This is a genomic window from Arthrobacter sp. FW306-05-C, from assembly GCF_021801725.1.
Taxonomy (GTDB): Bacteria; Actinomycetota; Actinomycetes; order Actinomycetales; family Micrococcaceae; genus Arthrobacter.
Genome location: NZ_CP084556.1, coordinates 4,078,143 through 4,101,763 on the forward strand (window position 1 = coordinate 4,078,143; position 23,621 = coordinate 4,101,763).

The window sequence follows — 23,621 nt, forward strand, 5'->3', positions numbered from 1 at the left end:
GCCATCATGGAAGACCCGCGACTCACGGCACCTCACTCACCGGAGGCGAACCATTCGCGGTTCCGCGTGCCGGCGTTGGTCCCGGGTGGGGCTGATACCGCCACGTCCGATACCGCGCTAATGCCTCAGGGGTTCCTGGCCCACCGGCCGCCTCTTATCAACAGCAGCCATGCTGGTCGAGCATTCCTGGAACGAGAGACTGGCCGGCGCCGGCCTAACCCACGTCGGTGCGAGAGCCCTTGATGTTCCTTCCGCGACGGAGGAGCCCACGCGACAGGCGAAAATCGCGGGTGACTCCCGGACGCTCGCTTCCTTCCGTACCCTTGCCTTCCCCTCCGCCGGTCAAAGGCGGATGTAAGAAGATCATGCGCGACCGTCAATATTAGGAGACTTCGCCCTGATCGGAAGGCACTGTCCATAGCGCGATTGGGGGCCATGAGTAGAGGACCGAACCCACCCCACGCCTAATGCAGTCGGTTGGGGTATTCGCCTGTTGTTGGAATCCCCCGCCCCGCCCCGGGTGCGCGTTTGTTCGGAGGGGCGTTACCGTCAGGCGGGGCAAGGGGTTCGTTGTCCACTAGGGGGCTTAGGGAAGCAGTTCGAGTTCCCAGTCTTTGACGTCGGCCACGGGGGCGAACAGGCTCGCGTTCAGTTCGTCGAGTGGCCGGCCGTTCCTGACCCGGTTGGGCCAGTCCCGGTTGCCGAGGGCGGCCTTACCCAAGGCCACGACGTCGGCGGCGCCATCAGTGAGCATCGATAGGGCCGTTTCGGGGTCATCAAGGTGACCGTTGGCTATGACGGGCAGGCCTGTGTGCTGTTTGGCCAAGGCAGCCAACGATGGTCCCTGGTCCCCGAACGCTGGAGCGTAGGCCCGGTATTCGGTGGTGTGGATGAAGTCGACACCCGTGGCGGCGAGAGTTGAGAAGATAACTTCGGCCTCCTCGGCCCCTCCGGCCCATCGGTGGTCGTGGTCGCTGACCTTGGATTGGGAGACGCGAATACCCACGGTCAGGTCCGGGCCTACGGCTTCGCGGACGGCGTGTGCGATTTCGGCCGGGAACCGGACGCGGTTTTCTGCCGAACCGCCGTATTCGTCCGTTCGCAGGTTCAGGTAGTCGGTGAGGAACTGGTCCAACAAGTATCCGTTGGCGCCGTGGATCTCTACGCCGTCGAATCCTGCTTCCTTGGCGCGCAGTGCGGCATCCACAAAGCCCTGACGAACTTCGTCCATCTGTTCACGGCTGATTTCGGCAGGGACGCGGTACGGGCCCTCACCGCGGTAAAAGTCCAACTGCTCACCCTTTGGGGCGACGGCCGACGGGGCAATGCTTCCGTCTTTGAAACGGTTTCCCTGCGCCTGGCCCCCGGCGTGCATCAGTTGGGCGAAAATCTTGGAGCCCGCCGCGTGCACCGCGTCAACGACCCCGGTCCAGGACCTGGCCTGTTCCTCCGTTGCAAGACCTGGCTGGTAGAGATAGCCCTGGCTGTAGGAGGCGTCAGGGTAGATGCCCTCCGTGATCAACAAGGCAAACCCGCCGCGGGCAAATGCCTCGTAATAAGAGATCATTTTCCCGGTAACCAGCCCCTCTTCCGTCGCGCTGATACGCGTCATCGGGGCCAGTGCCACACGGTTTGGCAGGTGGGTAGAACCGATCTGCAGCGGGTTCCAAAGCGGCGTGGAGTTCATCGGATGTCCTTAAATCGTTGATGTACTTCCGGCCCAACGATTGAGTCTTGAGCGGGTGTTGTGGGTCATGGGAGCTGGGCGCGGGAAAGCATTGGCCTGGAAGGCAACATCGGGTTGTCTAGTACGACATGCATCGTAGTACGGAATACATCGTACAATAGAGAACGACCCGACCAGCCAACAGCAGGAGACCTTCCCCGTGCGATCACTTGCCCATCCCGAGAAGGGTGAGCTGCAGTTGGACGCCGTACTGTCAGCCCTGGCGGATCCAATTCGGCGGCAGATAGTCGGCTACCTCGCTGCATCCCCCGGAACACATGCCTGCAGTGCCTTCAATCTGCCGGTTACCAAGTCCACTTCGACGCATCACTTCAGGGTTCTGCGTGAAGCAGGCCTGATTCGCCAGGACTACCAGGGGACCGCGATCCTCAACTCACTGCGGACGGAAGACCTCGAAGCACAGTTCCCGGGCCTCCTTCAGGCTGTCCTTCAACCCACTAATGCGGCGCCTTTGTCTCCGGTCGTGGACGTTCACGACCGGCACTGAGCCCACGGAATCACTGCCGGCTTTGCGATGCAGGCGCGGCTCCAGCCGCGTCAGGTGCCTGGAAGTAAAGATGGGCGTGGGCGCCACACCGTTCGTTGAAGCGAGCAGAGCAGTTCGGGCACGATGTGGTTGCCAGATAAGCGTGGATGGACATCTCGCATTTGCAGACACCGCATAGAATTGCCAGCTCTGGCCACTGGTTCCTTGGCCATGTTTGGGCCTGATGATCGGCCTCTTCCTCGTGACAGAGATGGCAGGGGTAGTACCGAAGACAGCACTTGAACTTTATGGCTATCACATCCACATCGGTGCGGTAATGGATGCAGCGGGTTTGGTCGTCGACGATTTTGCCGAAGATCTTCACGACTCTTGCCTCGCTCACTTCACGCGGCGGACAAGGATGTCGGGGAAGGCCCTGTGCACAGCCACCGCCGCAACCGATGCCACGGCGTCCTTCAGGATATCGCCGGGGTAGAAGATCAGATCACTGGCGAAGGCAGCCTGCCAGGACAGTTTGAGGTTCACCATCATGCCGAGTACGCCGGGCATGTGTGATGCGACCACCGTCACCACGATGCTGGCGAGGAAAAACCCAAGCCCACGCCGCTTGGCCGGAAGGCGCCGGATGATCTGCTCGGCGGCGATGCCAACGAGAAAGGCCGCAAGAAGGAAGCCCATAACGTATCCGGCAGATCCACCGGCGAGGACCTGCAGGCCCGCTCGGCCGCCCGAGAAGATCGGCAGCCCAGCGAACGCAAGAAGAAGGTATAGCGCGACCGCGGCGACGGCACGCGATCCGCCAAGGACGAGGCCGGTCACCATGATGGCCAAGGTCTGCAGCGTGATAGGCACACCGAAGCCACCGACAGGGATGCCCGGGACAATCGCCGAGGCCGCGATCAACGCGGCGAACACAGAAATAAAGGCCAGGGACTGCGCATCCCGCAACCCATGAGGCGCGCGGCGCCCTGCCTCGGCCCGGCCGCGGCGTGCCGAGGTCGGGGTCGTCGGATGGCTCATAGTTTCTCCTGGTCCTGGGCGGCGTTCTCGATAGAACGCTACACAGCGCCCACCTACGGCCTTTTGTAGCCAAGCCACGACAGCGCCCGTGATCTTTGGAGCGATGGCTACAAAATGACCTCGACCGTAGATGCCGGCCGTGACGTCCCTGCCCGTTTCCTTGGCTGTCGCCATAGCTCGCTGCTTTCGGCGCCCGGGGGAAGAAATATCTGGTCCGCACTTATCTGACAATGCGGTCGCTTGGGACTCACAAAAAGGCTTTGGCCCAGCTGGGGGTCAGGCTGGCCGACCTTCGGGCTCAGTCTGCGGCGTGGCTGCTGTCGTACCCCAGTGCACGGCTGGCTTCCAGCCCCGCCCGGGCCACCAACGGCCCCAGCCGCTCAACGTCGGCAGGCCCGATCCGCTGGGTCGGGAACCCCAGGCCCACGGCGCATGCAAGCCTTCCAGTATGGTCGAAGACCGGTGCGCTGATTGAGCCCACGTCCTGGTTGCGTTCCCCGAATGCCGCGAAATACCCCTGCTCGCGCGCAACGGCCGCCTGCTCCCGCAGCGTCTGCAGGGACACCGGGGTATCCGGCGTGAAGTCCTCGAGCCCCTGCCCGTCCAGGTCATCCCAGGCTCCGGGATCGAATGCCAGGAACACCTTGCCGGGGGCACCGGCGTGCAGCGGCATGACCATCCCCACCATGAATGGCCGCATCACCACGTGCCGGGTCTCGGCCACTGCGACGATGGTCCGGAAGGCCCCGTCCCGGGCGTACAGGCAGGCAGTTTCGCCGGTTTCGTCGCGCAGCTGCTGCAGGACCGGCTTCACCAGCCGGACCACGTCCAGCCCGAACGTCCCGGGGGTAGCCCAGCGGACCAGGCCGATGCCGATCCGGTACCGGTCGCCGTCGCGGTCCAGGAACCCCTCGCGGAGCATGTTCTGGACCAACCGCTGGCAGGTGCTGGACGGCAGCCCGGTTTTGCGGATGATCTGCTGCAGCGTCGGCTCGGGCTCCTCTACCGAAAAGCAGTCCAGAATCTCCGCCACCTTGTGCAGGACCAACAGGGGCGAGGCCCCAGCTCCCGGTTCCTTCGCCACTGTCCGAACACCCTTTCAATCTGTTTCCGCCAGCCTCCAGCTTAGTGAGCAGGGAGCCGCCCCAGCATGTGATCCATTTGACATCCCATCAGGGTAACCCACATCATGGGATTAGAACCCACTTTATGGGTTTATCCAACAGATCCCCAACACAACGACGTGGAGAATCCATGAGCACCCCCGCAATCACGTGTGAAACAGCCCCCGAGCCCAAGCGCCCCGGCGCGAGCCGGGTGGGACTGATCGTCCCCAGCTCCAACACCACCATGGAGACCGAACTGCCGGAACTGTTCCGGCGCCAGGCCGAGGCGACCGGCCACAAGTACACCTTCCACTCCGCCCGCGCCGGCATGAAGAAGGTCACCACGGAAGAACTGCTGGCCATGGTGGGCAAGGCAGCGCAGTGCGCCGAAGCGGTCTCCGACGCCGACGTGGACGTCATCGCCTACGCCTGCCTGGTGGCTGTCATGGCCCAGGGCCCCGAAGCCCACGAGGGCTCCGAAAAGGTCATCGCCGACGCCGCCGCCGACAACGGACACCCGGCCCCGGTCACCAGCAGCGCCGGCGCCCTGGTCCGGACCCTGCACGAAATCGGCGCCCAGAAGGTCGCCATGATCACCCCCTACATGAAGCCGCTGACCAAGATGGTGGTGGACTACATCGAGGGCTCGGGCATCACGGTGCTGGACGCCATCAGCCTCGAAGTTGCGGACAACCTCGAGGTTGGCTGCCTTGACCCCCAGAACCTGCCCGCACTGGCCCGCAGCCTGCAGCGCGAAGGCGCGGACGCCGTCGTCCTGTCCGCCTGTGTCCAGATGCCGTCGCTCGCCGCGGTCCAGGCAGTGGAGGACGAGCTGGGACTTCCGGTCATCACGGCGGCCACGGCCACCACCTACGAGATCCTCAAGGCCCTGGGCCACCAGCCCGCCATCACCGGAGCGGGCAGCCTGCTGTCCGGCGCCGGCGTCCCCGCCCCGGCGAACGCATAGGCGGCGGGCACCATGTCGCTCTCCCTCATCGCGTTCCTGGTGCTGGTGGCGGCCTTCGCCGTCGGTTCCTTCACCAAGATCAACGCCGGACTGCTGGCCACGGTCGCCGCGTTCGGCGTGGGCACCCTCCTGGCCGGGATGTCCATCAAGGATGTCATCGGACAGTTCCCCGCCGGGCTGTTCTTCATCCTGGTGGGCGCCACCCTGCTCTTCGCCATAGTGCGGATCAACGGCACCATCGACCTGCTCGCATACTGGGCGGAACGGCTCGCCGGCGACCGGAAAATCCTGGTCCCCATCCTGATGTTCCTGCTGACCGCAGCCCTGGCTTCCGCCGGCGCCTTCACGCCGGCCGCCATCGCCATCGTCGCCCCGGTGGGCCTGGCACTGGGCGCGCGGTTCGGCATCAGCACCCTGGCCATGGGCCTGGTCATCGTCCAGGGCGCGAACGCCGGCGCGTTCTCTCCCGTCAACCCCTTCGGCGTCCTGGGCAACAAAATGCTGGACGGTGCCGGCGCTTCTGACGATTCCTTCAAGCTCTATGCGTACTGCTTCATCTTCAACGCCATCCTGGCCGTGATCGCCTACGCCCTGGTGCAGGCCATCATGAAGCGCCGGGCAGCCAAGGCAGGCACGCTTCACACGGACGGCGGTGACAATGACGTGAAGGACGACGGCGGCGCTGGCGCACCCTCAGGGGAAGCCCTTTCAGGTCCCGGCGGCACCGGAACGGCCGTGCTCACCGCCCCCACCTCTGTGACTACCGGAACCCGGACCCGCCCGGAGAAGGTGGCCGCAACCCCCATGCGCATCCTCACACTGGTGGGCATCGCCTCCCTGCTGGTGCTCACCACCGTCCTGGGACTCGATGTGGGAGTCGCCTCGCTGGTCATCGCCGCGGTGCTGATCGTCCTGGACTCCAACGTGCAGAAGCCCGCGGTGGAAAGCATGCCGTGGTCGGCCATCATCCTGGTCACCGGCATCGTCACTTACGTGGGCATGCTGGAGAAAATGGGTGCGCTCAAGGAACTCCAGGAAGGCATCGCAGGCCTGGGCAACAGTTCCCTGGCGGCCCTGATCGCAAGCTACGTGGTGGCCATCGTGTCGGCCTTCGCCTCCACCACCGGAACCCTCGGCGTCATCAGCCCTGTGGTCCATTCGATAGCCATGGATCCGTTGCTCACCCCCGTGGGCGTCATAACGGCCATCGCCATCAGCTCCTCCGTGGTTGACGTGAGCCCCATGTCCACCAGCGGCGCCCTGCTGATGGCCAGCGCGCAGCCCAAGGACGAGCGCATGTTCTTCCGTGCCCTGCTGCTGTGGGCCATCGCGATGATCGGCGTGGTGCCGCTCCTCGTCTGGTTCGTCTTCGTCCAGCTCGGCCTCGGCTAAGAGCCCCGGGCGGACAAGCGAAAGGGACGTCCCCGCCGGGCGTCCCTTTCCCTTGTCTTTCCCTTTCCACGGGCAGGGCGGGCCGGCCGGCCCTAGTCCTTGGGCCGGAAGTGGCCCGGCCAGTCCTTCAGCCGGATCCGGGTCAGGTCCTGGATCTCACCGAGCGTGCCCCACTCATCAAGCCCCAGGCGGGCCAGCGGCTCCAGCAGGTCGATCCGCGGGTGGCTGCCGTCCAACACTTCTTCGCTCACGGCGGCATGGGTGACTTCGCCGAAAACCAGGGTCGAGTCCCCTATCGGCAGCACGGAGTGGAGACGGCATTCAAGCACCGCCGGTGATTCCTTGACCCGGGGGGCGGCCACGGTGAGGCTCTGCTCCCGAGTCAGGCCGGCGGCGTCAAACTCGCTGATCTCCGGCGGGAAATTGGTTCCGGTGGCGTTGACCTCTTCCAGGAGTGAGGCGGGGGCCAGGTTGACCACGAATTCGCCGGACGCCGTGATGTTGCGGAGCGAATCCTTCTCGCCCACCGAGGTGAACTGCACGATGGGCGGATTGGTTGACGCTACGGTGAAGAAGGAGTGTGGTGCCAGGTTGTCGATGCCCTCGGGAGAGACGCTCGAAACCCAGGCGATGGGCCGGGGCACCACCACCGCGGTGAGCAGCCGGTAGAAATCACGGGCGGACGTGCCTGAGGGACTGAAATCAGTTCGCATGCTGCCAGACTAACGATCAGGGAAGGCTGAAAAGGAAGATAGATGTCCATTTCACGGCAGGCCGAAGGACTTTAGGCACGGCCCCCCCCGGATCGTTAGTGTTGGATCCGGGCTGAGTAGGCCAGCCGGGTCATACGCTCCTGGAGGTCTTCGGCCTCGGCCCTGGTGAGGCCCAAGATATCCAGGATCGCGCCGGGCACGGTAAGAGCCTTGTCCCGCAGCGCCGCCCCCTCAGGGGTCAGCGCAACCGCAAGGGATCGTTCATTTCCCTCGGCCCGTTCACGGGTGAGGTACCCGTGCCCCTCGAGCCTCTTGAGCAACGGCGAAAGGGTTGCGGATCCAAGCAGTAGCGTCTGACTAAGCTCCTTTACCGTGCGCGGGCTTTCCTGCCACAGGGCGAGCATCACGAGGTATTGCGGATGCGTGAGGTTCAGTTGCTCCAGCAGGGGCGTGTAGGCGTTGATGACAGTCCGCGCAGCGACGGACAGCGCGAAACATAGCTGCCGCTCGAGCAGAAGATCATCTTCGCTCCCTAAAGAAGTCATGACTGCAATGGTAACCGCGCGGGTTCGTCAACGATGAAATCACCAGCACGATGGGATGTTTCGTGCATGAATAGTTCGTGGACGAATCTATGGTATATTTGCGATTAGTTCCATCTCGGCAGGCGCTATCCCCCAATATGGGCCTGTCGAGTTGGAATCCCCTGTCTGGTCTCGTCGCGCCGTGCCGGCGGTCGGCAAAGTGGCGCATCCGGGCATCGGAATTTCTCCTAACTCCGGTTGGTGCACTGAGCACAGCCGCCTACTTGAAGGCACCATGCGTTGGTCCAGAATCCTTCGCAGCGGCATCGGGCCCTGAAGTGGCCCTTGTTGTCACGTGTGGGCCTGTCTTATTCAATCGTTCAGCGCGGCCACAAGAGGGAAGGTGAAGCAATGAGAGCTAACCCCGAGGCAATTCCAGAAGGAAGCCATGTTCAATTAATGGCCCACGGCCAACATCTAGGTGGCGGCGTTATCGATACCTGGATGCCCGACGGCTCAGCCTTCTGGATTTGGCTCGATCGCGGAGCAGGTCGACGCCTCGTACACGAAATCGACGACGTGCATGTCCTAGTCTCCGCGAGGGATCCGCGATCCGCTTCCCGTGATGACTGATGAGCAGCCCCCGCCCCCACGAACTCCGAGCCTGATTCTGCAAAATCCCGATCCACGAAGTTCCACCATTCGGGACGGCGACGACAAGAAATTAGGCTGACATTTTGAAGTCTCACGCGGTGGCCGAGGCGCGAGTGATCGGGGCTCAAATACGAGTATGGCTGCTCATGGTGACACTGTTAGGTTCCCAACAGACTCCCGGGCAGCTCAGGCAATCCGCTATCGGGAGAGCGGGAAGGCTGGTTGATGGTCGGAAATGTGTGCATGGTGCCGGTTTCAACAAACCTGTCATGCCAGGAAAGCGCTTCGGCGAGAAGGTGGGGGGAATGTTGCCCGTAGCTCTCACGTCTGGCGCGGTCGTAGTAGTCCTGGAGCATGGGCCGGTAAAGGGGGTGCGCGCACCGGTCGATAATGAGTTGCGCGCGCTGCTTGGGTGCGAGCCCGCGTAGGTCAGCAAGGCCTTGTTCGGTGACGATGATCATTGTGTCATGTTCGGTGTGGTCGACGTGGCTGACCATGGGCACGATGCTTGATAGTCCGCCATTTTTGGCGGTGCTGGGTGACATGAAAATGGAAATTGAACCGTTTCGGGCGAAGTCCCCGGAGCCGCCAATTCCGTTCATGACTTTACTTCCGGCGATATGGGTGGAATTGACGTTGCCGTAGATGTCGGCTTCGATCATGCCGTTCATGGCGAGGACACCAAGGCGGCGAATGAGCTCAGGGTGGTTGGAGATTTCCTGGGTACGCAGCAGGATCCGGGTGCGGTAGAAGTCGATGTTGTCTTTGAATTCCTGTACGCCCGCGGCACTGAGTGAGAAAGACGTGGCCGAGGCCATCTTCAGCACGCCTGTGCGAATCAGGTCAAGCATGCCGTCCTGGATGACTTCGGTATAGGCGGTAAGCCCTTCGTAACCACCCTCGGAGAGAGCCGCGAGTACGGCGTTGGCGATGTTACCCACCCCAGATTGAAGCGGGAGCAGGTTCCGGCCCAGCCTGCCCCGTTTGATCTCATGTCCGAAGAAGTCCAGCAGGTGGACCGCGATACTCCGGGAGGCTTCATCGGGGGCGGTGAAAGGGGAATTTCGGTCAGGTGCGTCGGTGGTAACGACGGCGACGACTTTGGCGGGATCCACGTGCAAATACGCTTCGCCGATGCGTTCATCCGGTGCCGTCAGCGGTATGGGTTTCCGCTCCGGGGGCAGGGCCGTGCCGTAATAGATGTCGTGCATGCCTTCGAGTCCGGCTGGTTGAAAGGCATTGACTTCGAGGATGACCTGGTCTGCCTGTTCGAGCCAGGTCTTGTTGTTTCCGACCGAGGAGGAGGGTACTAACCGTCCGTCCTCCAGAATGCCCGCGACCTCAACCACTGCAAGGTCAATCTTGCCGAAATACCCGGACCAGGTGTGCTGGGCAACGTGGCTGAGGTGCATGTCGATGTAGTCGATTTCACCGCTGTTGATTCGCTCCCGAAGTGCGGGGTCGGACTGGTACGGCAGCCGCAACTCCATGCCATTGGCCTTCGCCAAAGCACCGTCGAGCTCGGGAGCCGTGGAGGCTCCGGTGAGGACTTTGATCCGGAACGGGCTGCCCGCGGCAGCCGCGGCCTCCATCCGGGCGGCCAAGGCCTGCGGTACGGCTTTCGGGTACCCGGCGCCGGTGAATCCGCTCATGGCCACCGTCATGCCCGGTTTGATCAGAGCAGCGGCCTGCTCGGCAGACATCATCCGGTCGTGCATGCCGGCGTTACGGATTCGGTCGCACATCAAGGCTCCTTCGTTGGGAAACTCCACATCAAACCAACGGGCTTGACAGGATGGAGCCGGGCCCGCGGCCCGTGCCCCACTATCGGTTGATCTGGCTGAGGTATCGTCGACGGCCTAGGACCGGCGCACATGGATCGTGGCGAGGCCGTTCCTTTCTACAGTCGCGTCGCTGTACCGAGTTCAGCACACGTGCCGACCGGGAAAGTTCCCGGCCGGCACTTGCGGTTGGCCTGCGGTCTGCGGGCAGGCCGGATGCTAGCTCGCGTAGGGGTCGGCGATGCCGATGTACTGGGTGTAGAGGTATTCTTCGATGCCTTCCAGGCCGCCTTCGCGTCCCAGGCCCGACTGCTTGACGCCGCCGAAGGGTGCGGCCGCGTTGGAGATGACACCGGCGTTCAGGCCGAGCATGCCCGTTTCAAGCTTTTCACCCATCCGGATGCCGCGGTTGATGTCCTTGGTGAACACGTAGGCCACCAGGCCGTATTCGGTGTTGTTGGCCAGCCGCACGGCCTCGTCCTCGCTGCTGAAGGTGATGATCGGGGCAACGGGCCCGAAGATTTCCTCGGAAAGGATGCGGGTCCCCTCGGAAACACCGGACAGGATGGTGGGCTGGTAGAAGTAGCCGGGCCCCTCCACCGGAGCGCCGCCCAGGACTGCCTTCGCACCGGAGGCGAGGGCATCGGAGACGAGTTCGTGGACCTTGTCACGGCTCTTGCCGTCGATCAGCGGGCCCACCTTGGACTCGGGCTCGGTTCCGCGGGCGGTGGTCATTTCCTTCATCTTCGCGGCGAATTTCTCGGCGAATTCGCCGGCCACCGACTCATGGACGATGAAGCGGTTGGCCGCGGTGCAGGCCTCGCCCATGTTCCGCAGCTTGGCTGCCATGGCGCCGGTGACGGCGGCGTCCAGGTCGGCGTCCTCGAACACCAGGAACGGGGCGTTGCCGCCGAGCTCCATTGAGGTCCGCAGAACGTTTTCCGACGCATCGGCCAGCAGTCGGCGTCCCACTTCGGTGGAGCCGGTGAAGGACAGCTTGCGCAGGCGGGAGTCCTTGATCAGGGGCCCGGTGGTGGCTCCGGCCGTGGAGGTGGGGATGACGTTGAGGACACCGGCGGGCAGGCCGGCTTCCTGCATGACGGCGGCGAACAGCTGGGACGTCAGCGGCGTCAGGTTCGCGGACTTCAGCACCATGGTGCAGCCTGCAGCAACTGCCGGGGCGATCTTGCGGGTGGCCATGGCCAGCGGGAAGTTCCACGGCGTGATCAGCAGGCAGGGGCCCACCGGCTTCTTGGCCACCAGGAACCGGGACTTGCCATCGGGCGAGACGGAGTAACGGCCAAAGGCCCGGACTGCTTCTTCGGAGAACCAGCGCAGGAACTCGGCGCCGTAAGTCACTTCGCCGCGGGCTTCAGCCAGCGGCTTGCCCATTTCCAAGGTCATCAGGAGGGCGAAGTCTTCTGCCCGCTCGGTCACCATGTCGAAGGCACGGCGGAGGATTTCGCCGCGTTCCCGGGGCGGCACCTTCGCCCAGGATTCCTGGGCAGCGGCGGCGGCGTCCAGGGCGGCTGCACCGTCCTCGGGACCGGCGTCGGCGATACTCAGCAGCACCTTCCCGGTGGCGGGATCCTCGACGTCGAACGTCTTGCCCGAGGCGGCGTCGCGCCACTCACCGTTGATGAGAAGCCCGGTAGGAACGGCGGCAAGAAGTTCGGTTTCTTGCTCAATGGTCGTTGTCATTCTTATTTCCGAAGTTCTTTTTGGCCGGATGTGAAGCCGTCTGTTGTCAGGGGCCGAGCGGCGAGAAGTCAGTGGCGGTCAGGTAGACCGAGGAAATAGTCAGGGTGAGTTCACCATTGGCGACGGACGCTGCGCGCGCAGTCACCCATCGGGGATCGTTTTTGAACTCTTTCCAGTTTGATTCGGGGTCGCCCTCATGTCTTACGAGGTAGATGAGTGTGTCCCGGTCTTCAACGGGTAGCCAGTAGCCGATGTCGTGGATGCTGTGGTCCGGGAAAATCTTGGTGGTGTGGTTGCGGAAGCGTTCCAGAAGCGCCTCCATCTTTCCCGGTGCGGCGGTGTAGGTCCGTAGCTCAAATGTCACGGTTGTTTCCTGTCGTTGAGGACGGTAGCGAGAACCGGGGCGTCGGACACCCCGGTCACCGGCAGGAGAGGGAACTGCCGGTGACCGGTACCGCGTCTGGGGGGGCACGCCCCTAGCTGGTGCGTTCGTGATCGGTGTCGAACATGATGACCTGGCGGACTGCTTTCCCGTCGGCCAGCTGGTCCATGGCCTGGTTAATGTCCGACAAACCGATGCGGGTGGTGATGAGTTCTTCGACGGGGAGCCTGCCTTCCCGCCAGAGCTGGGCGTACTTCGGGATATCACGTGCTGGTACTGCGGATCCGAGGTAACTGCCGATGATCGTGCGTGCTTCGGCAGTGATGGTCATTGGCGGGATCTGGGCGCGGGCGTCCGGTGAGGGCAGCCCGGCGGTGATCGTCGTTCCACCCACCGCGGTGGCGGCAAAGGCAGTTTCGAAGGCCCTGGGGTTCCCAGCGCATTCGATGACGTACTTGGCCTTTATGCCCTGCTCAAGCGCCTGCTGCGGGGTAAAGGTTTCGTGGGCGCCCAGCCGCCGGGCGTGCTCGAGCTTCTCCTCGAGTGTGTCTACGGCGACGATGCGTGAAACGTTCTGGGAGATGGCCGTGATAAGTGCTGCCATTCCTACGCCGCCGAGCCCGACGATCATGATGCTGTCTTCTGGTTTGGGGCGGGCTGCGTTCAGGACGGCGCCGCCGCCGGTGAGCACTGCGCATCCTAGGACGGCGGCGATGTCCGGGGGAACGTCATCCCCGACGGGTACGGCGGAGGCTCTGTCGACGACGGCGTGGGTCGCGAAGCCTGAAACGCCGAGGTGGTGGAAGACTCGCTCACCGCCGCGGCTGAGGTGCGCCGAGCCGTGCAGCAGGACGCCTTCACCGTTTGTTTTGGAGCCTGCAGTGCAGGGCAGGCGGCCGTCCTCGGCACAGTTGTCGCACTCCTCGCATCTGGGGAGGAAGGACATGACGACCCGCTGGCCGGCCTGGATGTCCGATACGTCTGACCCGACTTCCAGGACCCGTCCGGCCGCTTCGTGTCCGAGCAGCATTGGCACCGGGCGGACCCGGTTACCGTCGACAACGCTCAAATCCGAGTGGCAGATCCCGGCTGCTTCGAGCCGGACCAGGATCTCGGTGGGGCCGGGCTTTCCAAGCTCGAGCTCGGAGATGGTAACGGGCCGGGATTCAGCGAAGGGCCGGGGACGTCCGATTTCTTCAAGAACTGCGCCGGTGATTTTCATTTGTCCGTTTCTTTTCCGTGTCGCTGTTTGGTGTGTGGCGCCTCTGTCTGGCCAGGCTGCGCGGTTTTGAAGGTTGCTGCCGCCACTTTGTCTGCGAGCGGGTCTCCGGCGCGCAGTGGGGCGTTCTCGAAAATCCCTTCGTGGGCGAGGACGGGTCTGCGGTCTCCGGCAAGTTCCGGGTATTTTTCTTCGAGCTTTTCGCGTTTGGACATCAGCCCGTGCCATCCGCGCACTGTCTCCGGGTCTCCCCGGCGGATCCCGCGCCAGGTGTTGGGCATCTGCTCGCGTGAGGGACCAGGATCTGCAGTGCCTGAGAGCTTGATTGCGGCGGGAATCCTGCCCGTGGGGGCACCGCATTCACGGCACGGCGGTGTGTCATCAAACATCGACTTCAAGGCTGCCTCGAAGCGGTGGCCGTCGGAGCATTTCACATCGTAGAGGATCATGACTTGTTCCTAGGAGTAGTATCCGTCGGGTGCGAATCGGAGGGTTTTGCGTTGCTCCGGGTCGTGGCCAAAGATGACGTGCGCGTCGGTGCGTTCGGCAATGCCGCGCAGCTTTTCTACTGATTCCAGCCACTTCAGGTTGTCCCACACGATGGCCGCTCCAACGGCCGGCGGACCCCAACTCGCTCCGAGGTAGACCGCGTCGGACGTGAAGATCTTGGTCCCGTCGTTGGGAAGATCGACCTGCAACGACATTGTGCCCCAGGTGTGGCCAGGAGTGGCGATCACGCTCACGCCCGGAAGGATCTCGGCGTCACCGGCCACCGGTTCGAGGTTGAGGCCGTCGAAGTCCGAAACCAGGTGGGCACCCTGGAAAGCCCCGGAAATGCCCTTGACACCCTCGATCTCATCGGTGCTTGCAATAATTCTGGTCTTGCCGTTGTCGAACATTTTCGCGTTGGCTGCGTGGTCGAAGTGGAGGTGGGAGAGGACGAGGATATCAATGTCACTCGGTTCAAGCTCCAGCTCCGCCAGCGCTGAATCCAGGTAGCCAGGGCCTGAGGGGTCTTCTTTGACGGGGAAGAAGTCCTGGAAGCCGGTGGGCGCCCACCGGCTCTCCCAGTCACGTGGCACTCCGGTATCCCAGAGCACCCGGCCTTCGGGATGCTCGATCAGTACCGCATGCGTGGGGCAGTCCCCCCATGCGGGAGGCGCGGTCTTGTTGTTGCGATCCATGATTGTTGTTCCCCCCTTGAGCAACAACCAGGTGTGGTCACACTCCATGACCCCACTGGAGAGTACGTGCAGTTTCATGTCGTCACCCATGACGATCCTTTCCGTTGGGAAAACCTCCATCGAGACTATGCCGCGTCTCACACTGCGGCTATGTCACCAATAACCACCAAGTGGACTCCCCGCAGGGCGTTGTGCACTCTTCTGGGATACTTTGACTTGAACGTGAGGGAGGCGGACATGGAAACCGCAGGTTTGTGGCTGGAACGCATCGAGGCCGGAATCAGCGACGATGAGTTGTCCAAGGCCTTGGACGAAGCACTCGGCCGCCATGAAATTACAGCTCGGACCGCCGGCGCCGCGCGCAGCGTTAACGCACTGTTGCGCCAGCAGCGTCAACGCGAGGACCTTCTCAGGGCCCTCCATGAGACCGCTACCGACCTGACGGGCATCAGGGACGTCGAGGCTGTATTGCTGGCAATCGTCAAACGCACGCGCATCTTGGCCGGGAGCGATATGGCGTACATCAGCCTCAACGATTACGCCAGAAACGAGACGTACATCAGAAAATCCGATGGGGTCGCCACCGAGGATTACCGGACCATCCGAATGCCGATCGGAACTGGCGTACTGGGCAAAGCCGCGGCGGGTCTCTCGCCCTTTCAGACCGTGGATTACCTCACCGATGATGCCCTCTCGCACCTGCCCGACATTGACAGCATTGTCAGCAAGGAGGGGGTGCGGGCGATACTTGGTGTTCCGCTGTATCTCTACGGCAAAGTCATCGGCGCGCTTCTGATCGCTGACAGGAGGCCGCGCACGTACCCTCCGGAGCTTGTTGATCTAGTGGATACGATTGGCAAGCACGCCGCCGTCGCGATCGACAACGCGCAGAGCTTTACCGAGGCTACTTCGGCACTTCAACGTCTGGGAAACGAAAACCGCACCAGGCAGGAAGAGATGGGCGTCCTTCAGGGACTTGTCGACCTTGACGAGCGGTTCATCGAAGTCTTGGTCCACGGAAGGGGCCTGGAAGGCTTCGCCGCCCTTTCCCGGCAGATTCTTGGCACGGACATCCTGATACTGGATGCAGCAAACGGAGTTCTCCACGAAGAATCAAGGGAGTCTCTGCATCCGGTTACGGCTCCGCTTAGTTCCCTGCTAACAGCGAAGGACTACCAGGCGGCGTTCACATCAAGCCTGAATCGGGCCCTGGCTACCGGGCGCCCGCAAATCTTCGCAACAACTCGGGAAGACGTTGTTCTGGCAACAGCCCACGCCGGCCCTACGCACCTGGCCACGCTGGCGATCCGTGGGCCGCTGACCGGAACCCAACGTGTGGTGGCCGAACGGTTGGCCGTTTTCCTGACGGTTCTGCGGCTTTTCACTCAAGCAACACAGGACTCCGCCCAACGGCTCCAGTTCGAAGTCCTCGACGATCTTCTCTCCGACCGGGATGTTCCTTTAGACCTCATCCAGCAAAGAGCCGCGCGCTTCGGTGTCCCCCCGACCGGCGAAATGACCCTGGCTGTCTTCGATTCCGCAGGCGCCGACTACGCCAGAGTGGAAAAAACCATTCGTGAGGGGCTCGGGACCGCGACAGCCCTCATCGCCCGTCGCCGGTCGCGCACGTACGTACTGGCCGCTGGAAGTAAAAACATCATCGAAGCTGTCATGACAAAGCTAAAAGAATCAAGCATCCCCACCACCGCCGGACACGCGGGCACAACCAACGGTCTCGCCGGCATCAAAAAAGCACACCGCCAAGCCGAACTCGCCCTCACCAGCCTCATAGTTCTCGAACGACACGGAGAACTCCTGGACGGAAACCACCTCGGACACTTAGGGCTGCTACTTGGAGCGGTCCACTCCAACGGGGACCACGAAAGCCTCTACTCACAGATCCAGCCCCTCATAGACCACGATGCAAAACACAACACCGATCTGACCCGTACGGCCTGGACGTTTCTAGAGACAAGCCGCAACTACGCCCGCACCGCGGAAAACCTTTTTGTTCACCGCAACACCGTCAAGCAACGCCTGGAACGCATCTCTCTGCTGATTGGAGAAGACTGGCTCCACCCCACCCGTCAACTCGACAACCACCTCGCCCTCAGGATCTGGCACCTGAAAACCAGCGGCAATCCATCCGCACTGTGACAGCATGCGGCAATGGCCGCATTCGTCGGGCCAATACGAGGAGCTTTTGATAGCACAACCATAGGCCCCTACTCCCCACAATGACACCTCAAATTTTAGGGGGTCGATCTTGCCCCTGGGGCGGAGAGCGAACGGCCCAGGCGGTGAACAAACTCGTCTTCCTCGGATACGACTACACCCCGACCTGGCGTCATAACCGCCTGACAAGGGAGGACACGGCCAACGGACGGAGCTCCCACTCGTTCTCGGATGCCCGCCCCGGGTTGCAATTGGTGTACTCACAGATGCCCCCGCTGCCCAATCCCTTCCGCCGCACGGCGGGGGCCACTCCCCCGGAACTCATCGGACGCCAGGGAATGCTCGACGAGTTCGAGTACGGCCTTAGGCTCGGTTCGGGCGCACCAGGATTGTTGACCATCATCTCCGGCGCCCGCGGCATCGGCAAGACAGCGCTGCTCAGCGCGGCCCAAGAAAAAGCCCGCCAGCAAGGCTGGATCGTCATCGCTGAAACAGCCACGCCCGGCTTCCTCGTTCGGATCGGCGAGACGATGCGGCGTCATCTGGAGGAACTTGGCCCCGGCCCTGCCGGCCGCCGAATTACCGCCCTGGGCGTGGCCGGCTTCACGATAGCGACGCAACTGCCGCCCGAGCGGCAGGTAGAAAGTCGTAGGCCGCCCCAGACGGAGCGTCCGGGGCGGCACGTCTAGCGATCTCGAGGTTTCGACTGGAACGATGGCGGCGATGCCATCCCTTGTCTCCGACCCGTTGTCCTTGACGCCCTTTTTAATTGACGGTGTCCTCGTGGGCCGTGTCGCGGCGAGACGGAACGGGATGCACCTTGGCAGCTGCCGCAGTCGCAGCAGGCCAAACCAATGCTTGTTAGACGACAGAACCCGAGCCCTGTGCTGTTGATTCGGCGGGAAGCAGCCGGGGGTTCGCAGCCCTGTAGTGTGCGGCAATGTCATCACTCGTCGTGATCCACGCATCCGGCTGAGCTGTTATGAACTCCAGTGCCATTTCGAGATACTTGTGCCGGAACGGCTGATTAATGATAAAGGGGTGCAGGCAGAGAGCCATGACCCGGCCGCTGTCGGCGGCATCCTTGCTTAGCTGTTCGTACTGATCTTTTACGACCTGCAAAAAGTCCTTTCCCCGGAGGTTCCTGCCGGAAAAGAGGGTCACGTCATTGACTTCAATCGAATAGGGAACGCTCATCATGCCATCCACGTTGAGGTCAAAGGGCTGGTCGTCTGAGCACCAGTCGAGCACATAGTTCAATCCAAGCTTTGCGAGGACTTCGGGGGTGTTGCTGGTCTCCGTCAGGGCAGGGCCCAGCCACCCCTGTGGCTTGCAGCCTGTATGCGCCTCGATGGTTGAAACTACGTTCTTGAGGTAAGCAGTCTCTTCTTCTCGTGACATCCCAGATTGGAAGGTGGAGTTGTCCTGCCCGTGCGCCACCCACGCCCAGCCCCGCTCAATCCCGGCTTTAATGACTTGCGGGTATCGGCTGCACACATCGGAGTTGATAATTGCGCTGGCGCGAATTCCGTGCCTATCGAGCGCTGCAATCATGCGCCAGATTCCAACACGGAGGCCATAGTCACGCCAGCCGTAATTGAGCGGATCGGGCTGCAGGCCGGCCGTCCCGCCGAAGATGCTGGTGGACGGCTTGTCAACCTGGTAGTGCTCGATGTTCAGACCCACGTAGAAAGCGACGCGCTTACCATCGGGCCATTGAAGAGCCGGTCGATCAACAATTGCGCTGTAGTCGTAAAGGTGATTATCCATCCGATATCCTTCTTCCGATTCTTGAGGACAGAAGCCACTTCTGTAGAGTGGCTTCATCCTTCACCCTGCGTGGCCCCATGTCTATAGCTCTCGGCTTTTTTCTTGGCCCTCGGGGACGGGGTTCTTCGGCGACGATATAAACAAGTCACAGACGACCCTGCACTGTTGGTTGGCTAGAGACCCTAGCGGTGATCGCATATCCGGGATACGGGTCCGGGACTTGCCGGGCTGGTTGGTTGAGTAACAGAGAGATAGAGACCCTGTGCGCCCCTCCCCATGGGCCAGCGCCAGGAGATCGTGTGCGGCGTTGACTCTGCCAGGGCGGCGTCCGGCACGTTTTACGAGCACCTGGTGATCCATTTGAGCGGTGCATGCTGACACTTCGCTGAGGGTTTTGGCAGCATCAGGTCAAGCCGCTTTGAAGCACACCGCCGGCGTCTGAGACAGTCGGATGCGCGTACGGGAGGGCGAGTCCACGCTACGGAGGTGTGGGCAATGGCGCAACCTACGCCGACCTCCCAATTCCGTACTCGAACGGCTATTGACGAGCATCACGGGCGTTTGGAACGCGCGGGGGAGACCGTTATGCTCTCCTTCGCGGACCTCGCCTGCCTGGGCCCGGGGGCGTTCCACCCCGCATTACATCCCAACGGGGACGGCAAACCCGGTTAGCACTGGCCTTTAACGCTGCCTGGCGTGTCGTATACCCTGGCAGCACACCGCCTCAGCCCGCCGAGCAATCAGGATCAACGGTCCGGAAGGACATTCATTATCTGGGGACATTTCGCTTCGCTCTCCCTGTGTCCTCGGGGGCACTAGATTGGTGCGAGGCTAGACGAGCAGGCCCTCGATCTCTGCGGCGGCTTCTTGGAGCTTGGTGCCGAGTTCGATCCGGAGTTGGTCGGTCATTCTGTGGGCCGGAACCGACACGTTGATCCCGAAGCAGCCGCCGCTTGGGCTCACGACAGCGGCAGCTGCCGAGGTCACGCCGTCTTCGCTTTCTTCCTGGCTCGTGGCGTAACCGGTCTTCCGGATGATCTCCAAGGCGCGCTCCAGTTCGGTCCGGGTCGTGATGGAGCCTTTGGTCAGGCCTGGCAGTTCTTCCTGGGGGTAAAGCTTCCGCAGCTGCTCATTGCTGAGGCGGCTCAGCATGGCCTTGCCGGTGGCAGTGCAGTTCGCTGGCAGTGTCAGGCCTTGCCGGGAGGCAACGCGTACCGCCCTGGCGCTTTCGATGGCGTCGATGAAGTGGGTGCTCGTCCCCTCCAGCTTGCCGAAGTGAACCGTCTCCCCCGTCGATTCGAAAAGCCGTTCCAGTACGGGATGGACCAACGTCCTGATGTCCACCTGCCGCCGAATTGCGACGGCAATGGAGCTCAGGGCCTGGCCCGGCTCGTAGGCCTTGGTGGACGGGTTCTGCCGGACGAAGCCGCGGTACTGGAGCATTCCCAGCAGACGGTGGGCGGTCGAGGACGCCACGCCCAGGAAATGGCTCGCATCGGTGAGTCTGATGCTCGGCTGGGTTTCAAACAACAGCAGCAGGCGCAGTGCATTGTCGACGGACTCGATGCGGTACTGCGGAGGAGGTCCGTATTTGGATGGGCCCTCCACGTCTGTTGGTTGCATGGGCCTAATCCTACCCAGCCGAAAACCTGCCTCCGGAGGGGCCTGGTTGTCTGCCCTCACACGCCGGAACCTAGCCTTGCGAGTTCGTGCCGCCAGGCTGTGCCGGTGTTGAAGGAGCCGCCCAGGTCGGGCAATTCGGCCATGTCGGCTTCCGGCAGGTCCATCAGTTCGCCGCCCGCGGCAGACACCTGCAGCGCCAGTGCGGCAAGACCGTCAATACTTATAGCCTGCAGCACCGCCTGTTCCACTGTTGCAGCAGCACTGGTGATGCCGTGTCCGCGCAGAACGACTACGGGCCTATCCCCCATGGCCTCTAACATTTCGGCGGCCAACTGCCTGTTCCTGACCAGCACCCCGCGCGGATATACGGGGACGCCGCCGGCTGCCAGCCGGGTTCCGGGGATGTCGTAGGCTCCGACGATGGGCCGCACCGCAAGTCCTGCCAGATCTGCAGCGACGGTCCTCGACGGGTGGGCGTGGACCACCGCCCGGATGTCCGGGCGCCGCCGGAGTACCTCGGTGTGCAGCGGAAGTTCGTTGGGAACGCTGTATCCGCCGTCGAGCTCCCCCGCTCCTGCCGGGTTGCCATCAAGGTCCACCAGGTGGATGTCGCTGGCCGCGGTGTAGGCCAGGCCGCGTTCCTGCGGACCGCGGCACCTGACCAGGAGCTCTGTTTCCGAGATCCTCAGGCTGATGTGGCCGAGAATGCCGTCCGCAAGGCCGCGGTTGGCCAGGACCCGGCAGGCCAGCGCAATGGATTCGCGCTGCGCCTGCCCGGCATCGGCGAAAGCCGGACGGTCCGTGCTCATGAAGCAACCACTGGTTGCGGGTCGAGCTGGGATTCAAGCTTGTCCCGCAGCTCCTGCACCGTGATGCCCGTTGCCATGCCCCGGCGGCAGGCCACGAGTGCCTTGGGCCAGTTGACGATGGCCGCGCCGCGAAGGCTGGTTCCGTCTGCGGTATAGAGGGCGGCGAACCTGCCGTGGGCCTCTGGGTGCCCGATAACGGTGTGGCTGGCGCCGCCGCCCACACGCCCCACCACCTGGATCTTCCAGTCATGCTGGTCGCTCCAGACATATTCCGTGGGCGTATAGGCCCGCGGCGCGCCGGGGTGGGTGATGTTGTGCGCAACGCAGGATGCCTGCTCGACGGCGTTTGTCCAGTGTTCGATCCTGGTGTCTTCGCCGTGGGTGAGGTGGCGCCAGCGGGCCACGTCGCCCACGGCGTAAACGGCGGGCGCATCCACGGCCCGGCAGAATTCGTCCAGGACCACCCCGTTGTCCACCAGCAGCCCTGAGGAAGCGAGCCACGCGTCATTGGGGACAGCACCGATGCCAACCAGCACCACGGAGGCATTAAGGCGTTCCCCGTTGGTCAAGCGGAGGACGAAGGACCCCTGCTCACCTTCAAGCGACTCCACACCGGTGCCGAAGATGGTCCGGACCCCGTTGCTGCGGTGCAGATCCCCGAACCACTGGCCGATCTCGGGATTGAAGATCCGGCTCATGGGGACGGGCAGCGGGTCGATCACCGTAACATCCAGGCCCAGGGACCGTGCGGTGGCCGCGGCCTCGGCGCCGATGAAGCCCGCGCCGATAACCGCAAGGTGGCCTCCAGATAGCAGGTCCGCGCGGAGCCTGCGGGCGTCCTCGAGCGTGCGGAGCACATGGATTCCGGGCCGCTGTCCCCAGGGCGAAGGCCGGGCCGAGGCTCCGGTGGCGATGACGAGGTTGTCGAAGCCTACCGGCTCGTGGCCTTCCAGTTCGAGCGTCCTTCCGGCGATGTCGACGCCGATGGCCCGGTGCCCGAGCAGGAGCCGGATCCTGGCCGCATCGGCGTCGCCCCCGGTCAGCAGCCGGATGGAGGATTCCTCCGCCGTGCCGGCCAGCACCGCCTTGGACAGAGGCGGCTTGTCGTAGGGAAGTTCCGTTTCCTCCCCCACGAGGACGATGTCCCCGGTGTAACCCTCCAGCCGCAGTGACTGGGCGGTCCGGACGCCCCCGATGGATGACCCGACGATGACGGTGGCGTCACTCATGCGTCCTCCACCACGAGGGCGGTAACGGGGCAGCTGCGCGCAGCTTCAGTAACCCGCAGCCGGTCGGTTTCGGGTACCTCTGTGCGCAGGACAACGACGATTCCGTCGTCGTCGAGATCGAAATAGTCAGTGGCTCCAACAACGCAGTTGGCATAGCCCTGACAGGCCTGCAGGTCGGCTTTCACGACAGGCATGGTCGGCTCCTTCGCTTGGTTTGATGCTGTTTGTGGGTCCTGGTTACTGGTCTTCGGTGATCAGGGGCCCGAACGGGTTTCCGATCATTGCCGAAAAGGTGGCCGGGGCCTGCCAGGTTAGGGCTTCGAGTTCCAGCGGACACAGCGTGACCCACTGGCCGGAACGGGGCGAAGTGATCATTAGCCGGGACCCGTTCCGGGTCTCGACGCGGGTCACCTGGACCTCGGAGAATTCGTTGGCGATCACGATGGGAGTCCCCACGGCACTGGCTTCGAGCCGGGTGCGTTCCTCTGCTGCCCGGATGGCTGCGAGACGGTCCTCTTCTTCACCTTCCCACCCGAGTTTCAAAGGAAGATCGCCAGGTTCTGCATCCGGATGACGGACTCGTCCAGCATGATGGTGCGGCGGGCCAGTTCCCAGCCGGTTCCGGTGCGGCGCAGGAGGTCCTCCCGGCCTGCGGACACCGTGGCGGCCTCGCCGACATCGCCCCGGCTCCGGAAGAGCAGCACCGCCGATTCGGCGACGATTTCGTCCGCCTTGTCCGTGCGGAAGGTGCGGACGTTCGTGACGTAGTGCCGCAATCTTGACGGCGGATCCTCGGTCCAGGCGTGCTCGGTGGCGAAACGTGCCACCCGGCGGCTGAGCGAGTACTTGTTCTCGTCGAGGTGCGCCATGCCGGGTGAGGTCGAGTAGCCGGCACCGAGGGCGGTGGTGACGCGTACGGGCATGAGGTAGTGCACGTCGTCGGCGATCCGTGCCAGCCACTCGTCGTAATCCTGCGCGTCGAGCAAATAGGCCTCGTCCACCAGCCAGCGGTGCGCCTCCAGGTGCAGTTCGTCGTTGAAGGGAAGGCTGTGCCCGGTCCGCTGCGTGCGCGGGGCGTGCGCTCCGAGTACCGATTGTTCCGAAAGGGTCATGCCGTTGACTTTAGTGGCAGTCATTC

General features: G+C 63.1%; 24 protein-coding genes. 5 read left to right on the forward strand and 19 right to left on the reverse strand.

All coding sequences use genetic code 11. The annotated features are described in order from the left end of the window. Positions 1-586: 586 nt before the first annotated feature. The gene (locus tag LFT44_RS18965; protein ID WP_236800029.1) at positions 587-1,687 is read right to left on the reverse strand and encodes an NADH:flavin oxidoreductase; all 1,101 of its coding nucleotides are present in this window, start codon (positions 1,685-1,687) and stop codon (positions 587-589) included. Between the two features lie 199 nt (positions 1,688-1,886). Here LFT44_RS18965 and LFT44_RS18970 point away from each other — a divergent pair, with 199 nt between their 5' ends. Continuing rightward, positions 1,887-2,234, forward strand: coding sequence for an ArsR/SmtB family transcription factor (locus LFT44_RS18970; RefSeq protein WP_236800031.1), 348 nt, complete (start codon positions 1,887-1,889; stop codon positions 2,232-2,234). A gap of 10 nt (positions 2,235-2,244) precedes the next feature. On the opposite strand, the gene LFT44_RS18975 is transcribed toward LFT44_RS18970, so the two are convergent. From LFT44_RS18975 to LFT44_RS18985, 3 genes are all read right to left on the reverse strand, one after another. Then, complete coding sequence (locus LFT44_RS18975) at positions 2,245-2,616, reverse strand: CHY zinc finger protein (protein ID WP_336885630.1); 372 nt, start codon at positions 2,614-2,616, stop codon at positions 2,245-2,247. Continuing rightward, the gene (locus tag LFT44_RS18980; RefSeq protein WP_236800032.1) at positions 2,613-3,254 is read right to left on the reverse strand and encodes a biotin transporter BioY; all 642 of its coding nucleotides are present in this window, start codon (positions 3,252-3,254) and stop codon (positions 2,613-2,615) included. The genes LFT44_RS18975 and LFT44_RS18980 overlap by 4 nt, the downstream gene beginning before the upstream one ends. 298 nt (positions 3,255-3,552) lie before the next feature. Next, a complete protein-coding gene (locus LFT44_RS18985) occupies positions 3,553-4,338 on the reverse strand; it encodes an IclR family transcriptional regulator (RefSeq protein ID WP_236800033.1) in 786 nt (261 codons plus the stop codon). A gap of 170 nt (positions 4,339-4,508) precedes the next feature. Here LFT44_RS18985 and LFT44_RS18990 point away from each other — a divergent pair, with 170 nt between their 5' ends. Together LFT44_RS18990 and LFT44_RS18995 are read left to right on the forward strand one after the other, a co-directional pair. Next, positions 4,509-5,327, forward strand: a complete 819-nt coding sequence (locus LFT44_RS18990; protein ID WP_272910873.1) for a maleate cis-trans isomerase family protein — start codon at positions 4,509-4,511, stop codon at positions 5,325-5,327. 12 nt (positions 5,328-5,339) lie between these two features. After that, on the forward strand, positions 5,340-6,719 hold the full coding sequence (locus LFT44_RS18995; protein WP_236800034.1) for an SLC13 family permease: 1,380 nt from the start codon (positions 5,340-5,342) through the stop codon (positions 6,717-6,719). 92 nt (positions 6,720-6,811) lie between these two features. Here the strand turns inward: LFT44_RS18995 and LFT44_RS19000 are convergent, their stop codons facing one another. From LFT44_RS19000 to LFT44_RS19035, 8 genes are all read right to left on the reverse strand, one after another. Beyond that, positions 6,812-7,432 carry a flavin reductase family protein gene (locus LFT44_RS19000; protein WP_236800035.1) on the reverse strand — a complete coding sequence of 207 codons (621 nt, stop codon included), beginning with the start codon at positions 7,430-7,432 and terminating at the stop codon, positions 6,812-6,814. Between the two features lie 95 nt (positions 7,433-7,527). Then, on the reverse strand, positions 7,528-7,977 hold the full coding sequence (locus tag LFT44_RS19005) for a MarR family winged helix-turn-helix transcriptional regulator (protein WP_236800036.1): 450 nt from the start codon (positions 7,975-7,977) through the stop codon (positions 7,528-7,530). 791 nt (positions 7,978-8,768) lie between these two features. Further along, on the reverse strand, positions 8,769-10,355 hold the full coding sequence (locus LFT44_RS19010; RefSeq protein WP_236800038.1) for an acetyl-CoA hydrolase/transferase family protein: 1,587 nt from the start codon (positions 10,353-10,355) through the stop codon (positions 8,769-8,771). Positions 10,356-10,610: 255 nt separating this feature from the next. Then, positions 10,611-12,092 (reverse strand): NAD-dependent succinate-semialdehyde dehydrogenase, encoded by a 1,482-nt coding sequence (locus tag LFT44_RS19015; protein ID WP_236800039.1) that lies wholly within the window; start codon positions 12,090-12,092, stop codon positions 10,611-10,613. A gap of 46 nt (positions 12,093-12,138) precedes the next feature. Continuing rightward, a complete protein-coding gene (locus LFT44_RS19020; RefSeq protein ID WP_236800041.1) occupies positions 12,139-12,456 on the reverse strand; it encodes an NIPSNAP family protein in 318 nt (105 codons plus the stop codon). A gap of 112 nt (positions 12,457-12,568) precedes the next feature. Next, entirely contained in the window at positions 12,569-13,696 is a 1,128-nt protein-coding gene (locus LFT44_RS19025) for an alcohol dehydrogenase catalytic domain-containing protein (RefSeq protein ID WP_236800042.1), read from the reverse strand. Beyond that, positions 13,693-14,142: a zinc ribbon domain-containing protein gene (locus LFT44_RS19030; protein WP_236800045.1), complete on the reverse strand. Its 450-nt coding sequence runs from the start codon at positions 14,140-14,142 to the stop codon at positions 13,693-13,695. Before LFT44_RS19030 ends, LFT44_RS19025 begins: the two co-directional genes overlap by 4 nt. 9 nt (positions 14,143-14,151) lie before the next feature. Further along, positions 14,152-14,877: an N-acyl homoserine lactonase family protein gene (locus tag LFT44_RS19035; RefSeq protein WP_236800046.1), complete on the reverse strand. Its 726-nt coding sequence runs from the start codon at positions 14,875-14,877 to the stop codon at positions 14,152-14,154. Between the two features lie 237 nt (positions 14,878-15,114). On the opposite strand from LFT44_RS19035, the gene LFT44_RS19040 reads away from it, so the two are divergent. Both LFT44_RS19040 and LFT44_RS19045 read left to right on the forward strand, forming a co-directional pair. Further along, positions 15,115-17,034: a helix-turn-helix domain-containing protein gene (locus LFT44_RS19040; RefSeq protein WP_236800047.1), complete on the forward strand. Its 1,920-nt coding sequence runs from the start codon at positions 15,115-15,117 to the stop codon at positions 17,032-17,034. A 272-nt stretch (positions 17,035-17,306) separates the two neighbouring features. Continuing rightward, on the forward strand, positions 17,307-17,741 hold the full coding sequence (locus tag LFT44_RS19045) for an ATP-binding protein (RefSeq protein ID WP_236800048.1): 435 nt from the start codon (positions 17,307-17,309) through the stop codon (positions 17,739-17,741). 172 nt (positions 17,742-17,913) lie between these two features. Here LFT44_RS19045 and LFT44_RS19050 read toward each other — a convergent pair whose 3' ends face one another. The 7 genes from LFT44_RS19050 to LFT44_RS19080 all read right to left on the reverse strand — a co-directional run bounded on the left by LFT44_RS19050 (position 17,914) and on the right by LFT44_RS19080 (position 23,619). After that, positions 17,914-18,822 (reverse strand): polysaccharide deacetylase family protein, encoded by a 909-nt coding sequence (locus LFT44_RS19050; protein WP_236800049.1) that lies wholly within the window; start codon positions 18,820-18,822, stop codon positions 17,914-17,916. An 831-nt stretch (positions 18,823-19,653) separates the two neighbouring features. Then, positions 19,654-20,445 carry an IclR family transcriptional regulator gene (locus LFT44_RS19055; protein WP_236800051.1) on the reverse strand — a complete coding sequence of 264 codons (792 nt, stop codon included), beginning with the start codon at positions 20,443-20,445 and terminating at the stop codon, positions 19,654-19,656. Positions 20,446-20,501: 56 nt separating this feature from the next. After that, positions 20,502-21,254, reverse strand: a complete 753-nt coding sequence (locus LFT44_RS19060; protein ID WP_236800054.1) for a class II aldolase/adducin family protein — start codon at positions 21,252-21,254, stop codon at positions 20,502-20,504. Next, entirely contained in the window at positions 21,251-22,483 is a 1,233-nt protein-coding gene (locus LFT44_RS19065; RefSeq protein WP_236800056.1) for an NAD(P)/FAD-dependent oxidoreductase, read from the reverse strand. The genes LFT44_RS19060 and LFT44_RS19065 overlap by 4 nt, the downstream gene beginning before the upstream one ends. Beyond that, the gene (locus LFT44_RS19070; protein ID WP_236800057.1) at positions 22,480-22,677 is read right to left on the reverse strand and encodes a ferredoxin; all 198 of its coding nucleotides are present in this window, start codon (positions 22,675-22,677) and stop codon (positions 22,480-22,482) included. Before LFT44_RS19070 ends, LFT44_RS19065 begins: the two co-directional genes overlap by 4 nt. 43 nt (positions 22,678-22,720) lie before the next feature. Further along, positions 22,721-23,026 carry a hypothetical protein gene (locus tag LFT44_RS19075; protein WP_236800059.1) on the reverse strand — a complete coding sequence of 102 codons (306 nt, stop codon included), beginning with the start codon at positions 23,024-23,026 and terminating at the stop codon, positions 22,721-22,723. After that, positions 23,023-23,619, reverse strand: a complete 597-nt coding sequence (locus tag LFT44_RS19080; RefSeq protein WP_236800061.1) for a 3-phenylpropionate/cinnamic acid dioxygenase subunit beta — start codon at positions 23,617-23,619, stop codon at positions 23,023-23,025. The genes LFT44_RS19075 and LFT44_RS19080 overlap by 4 nt, the downstream gene beginning before the upstream one ends. Positions 23,620-23,621: the final 2 nt, after the last annotated feature.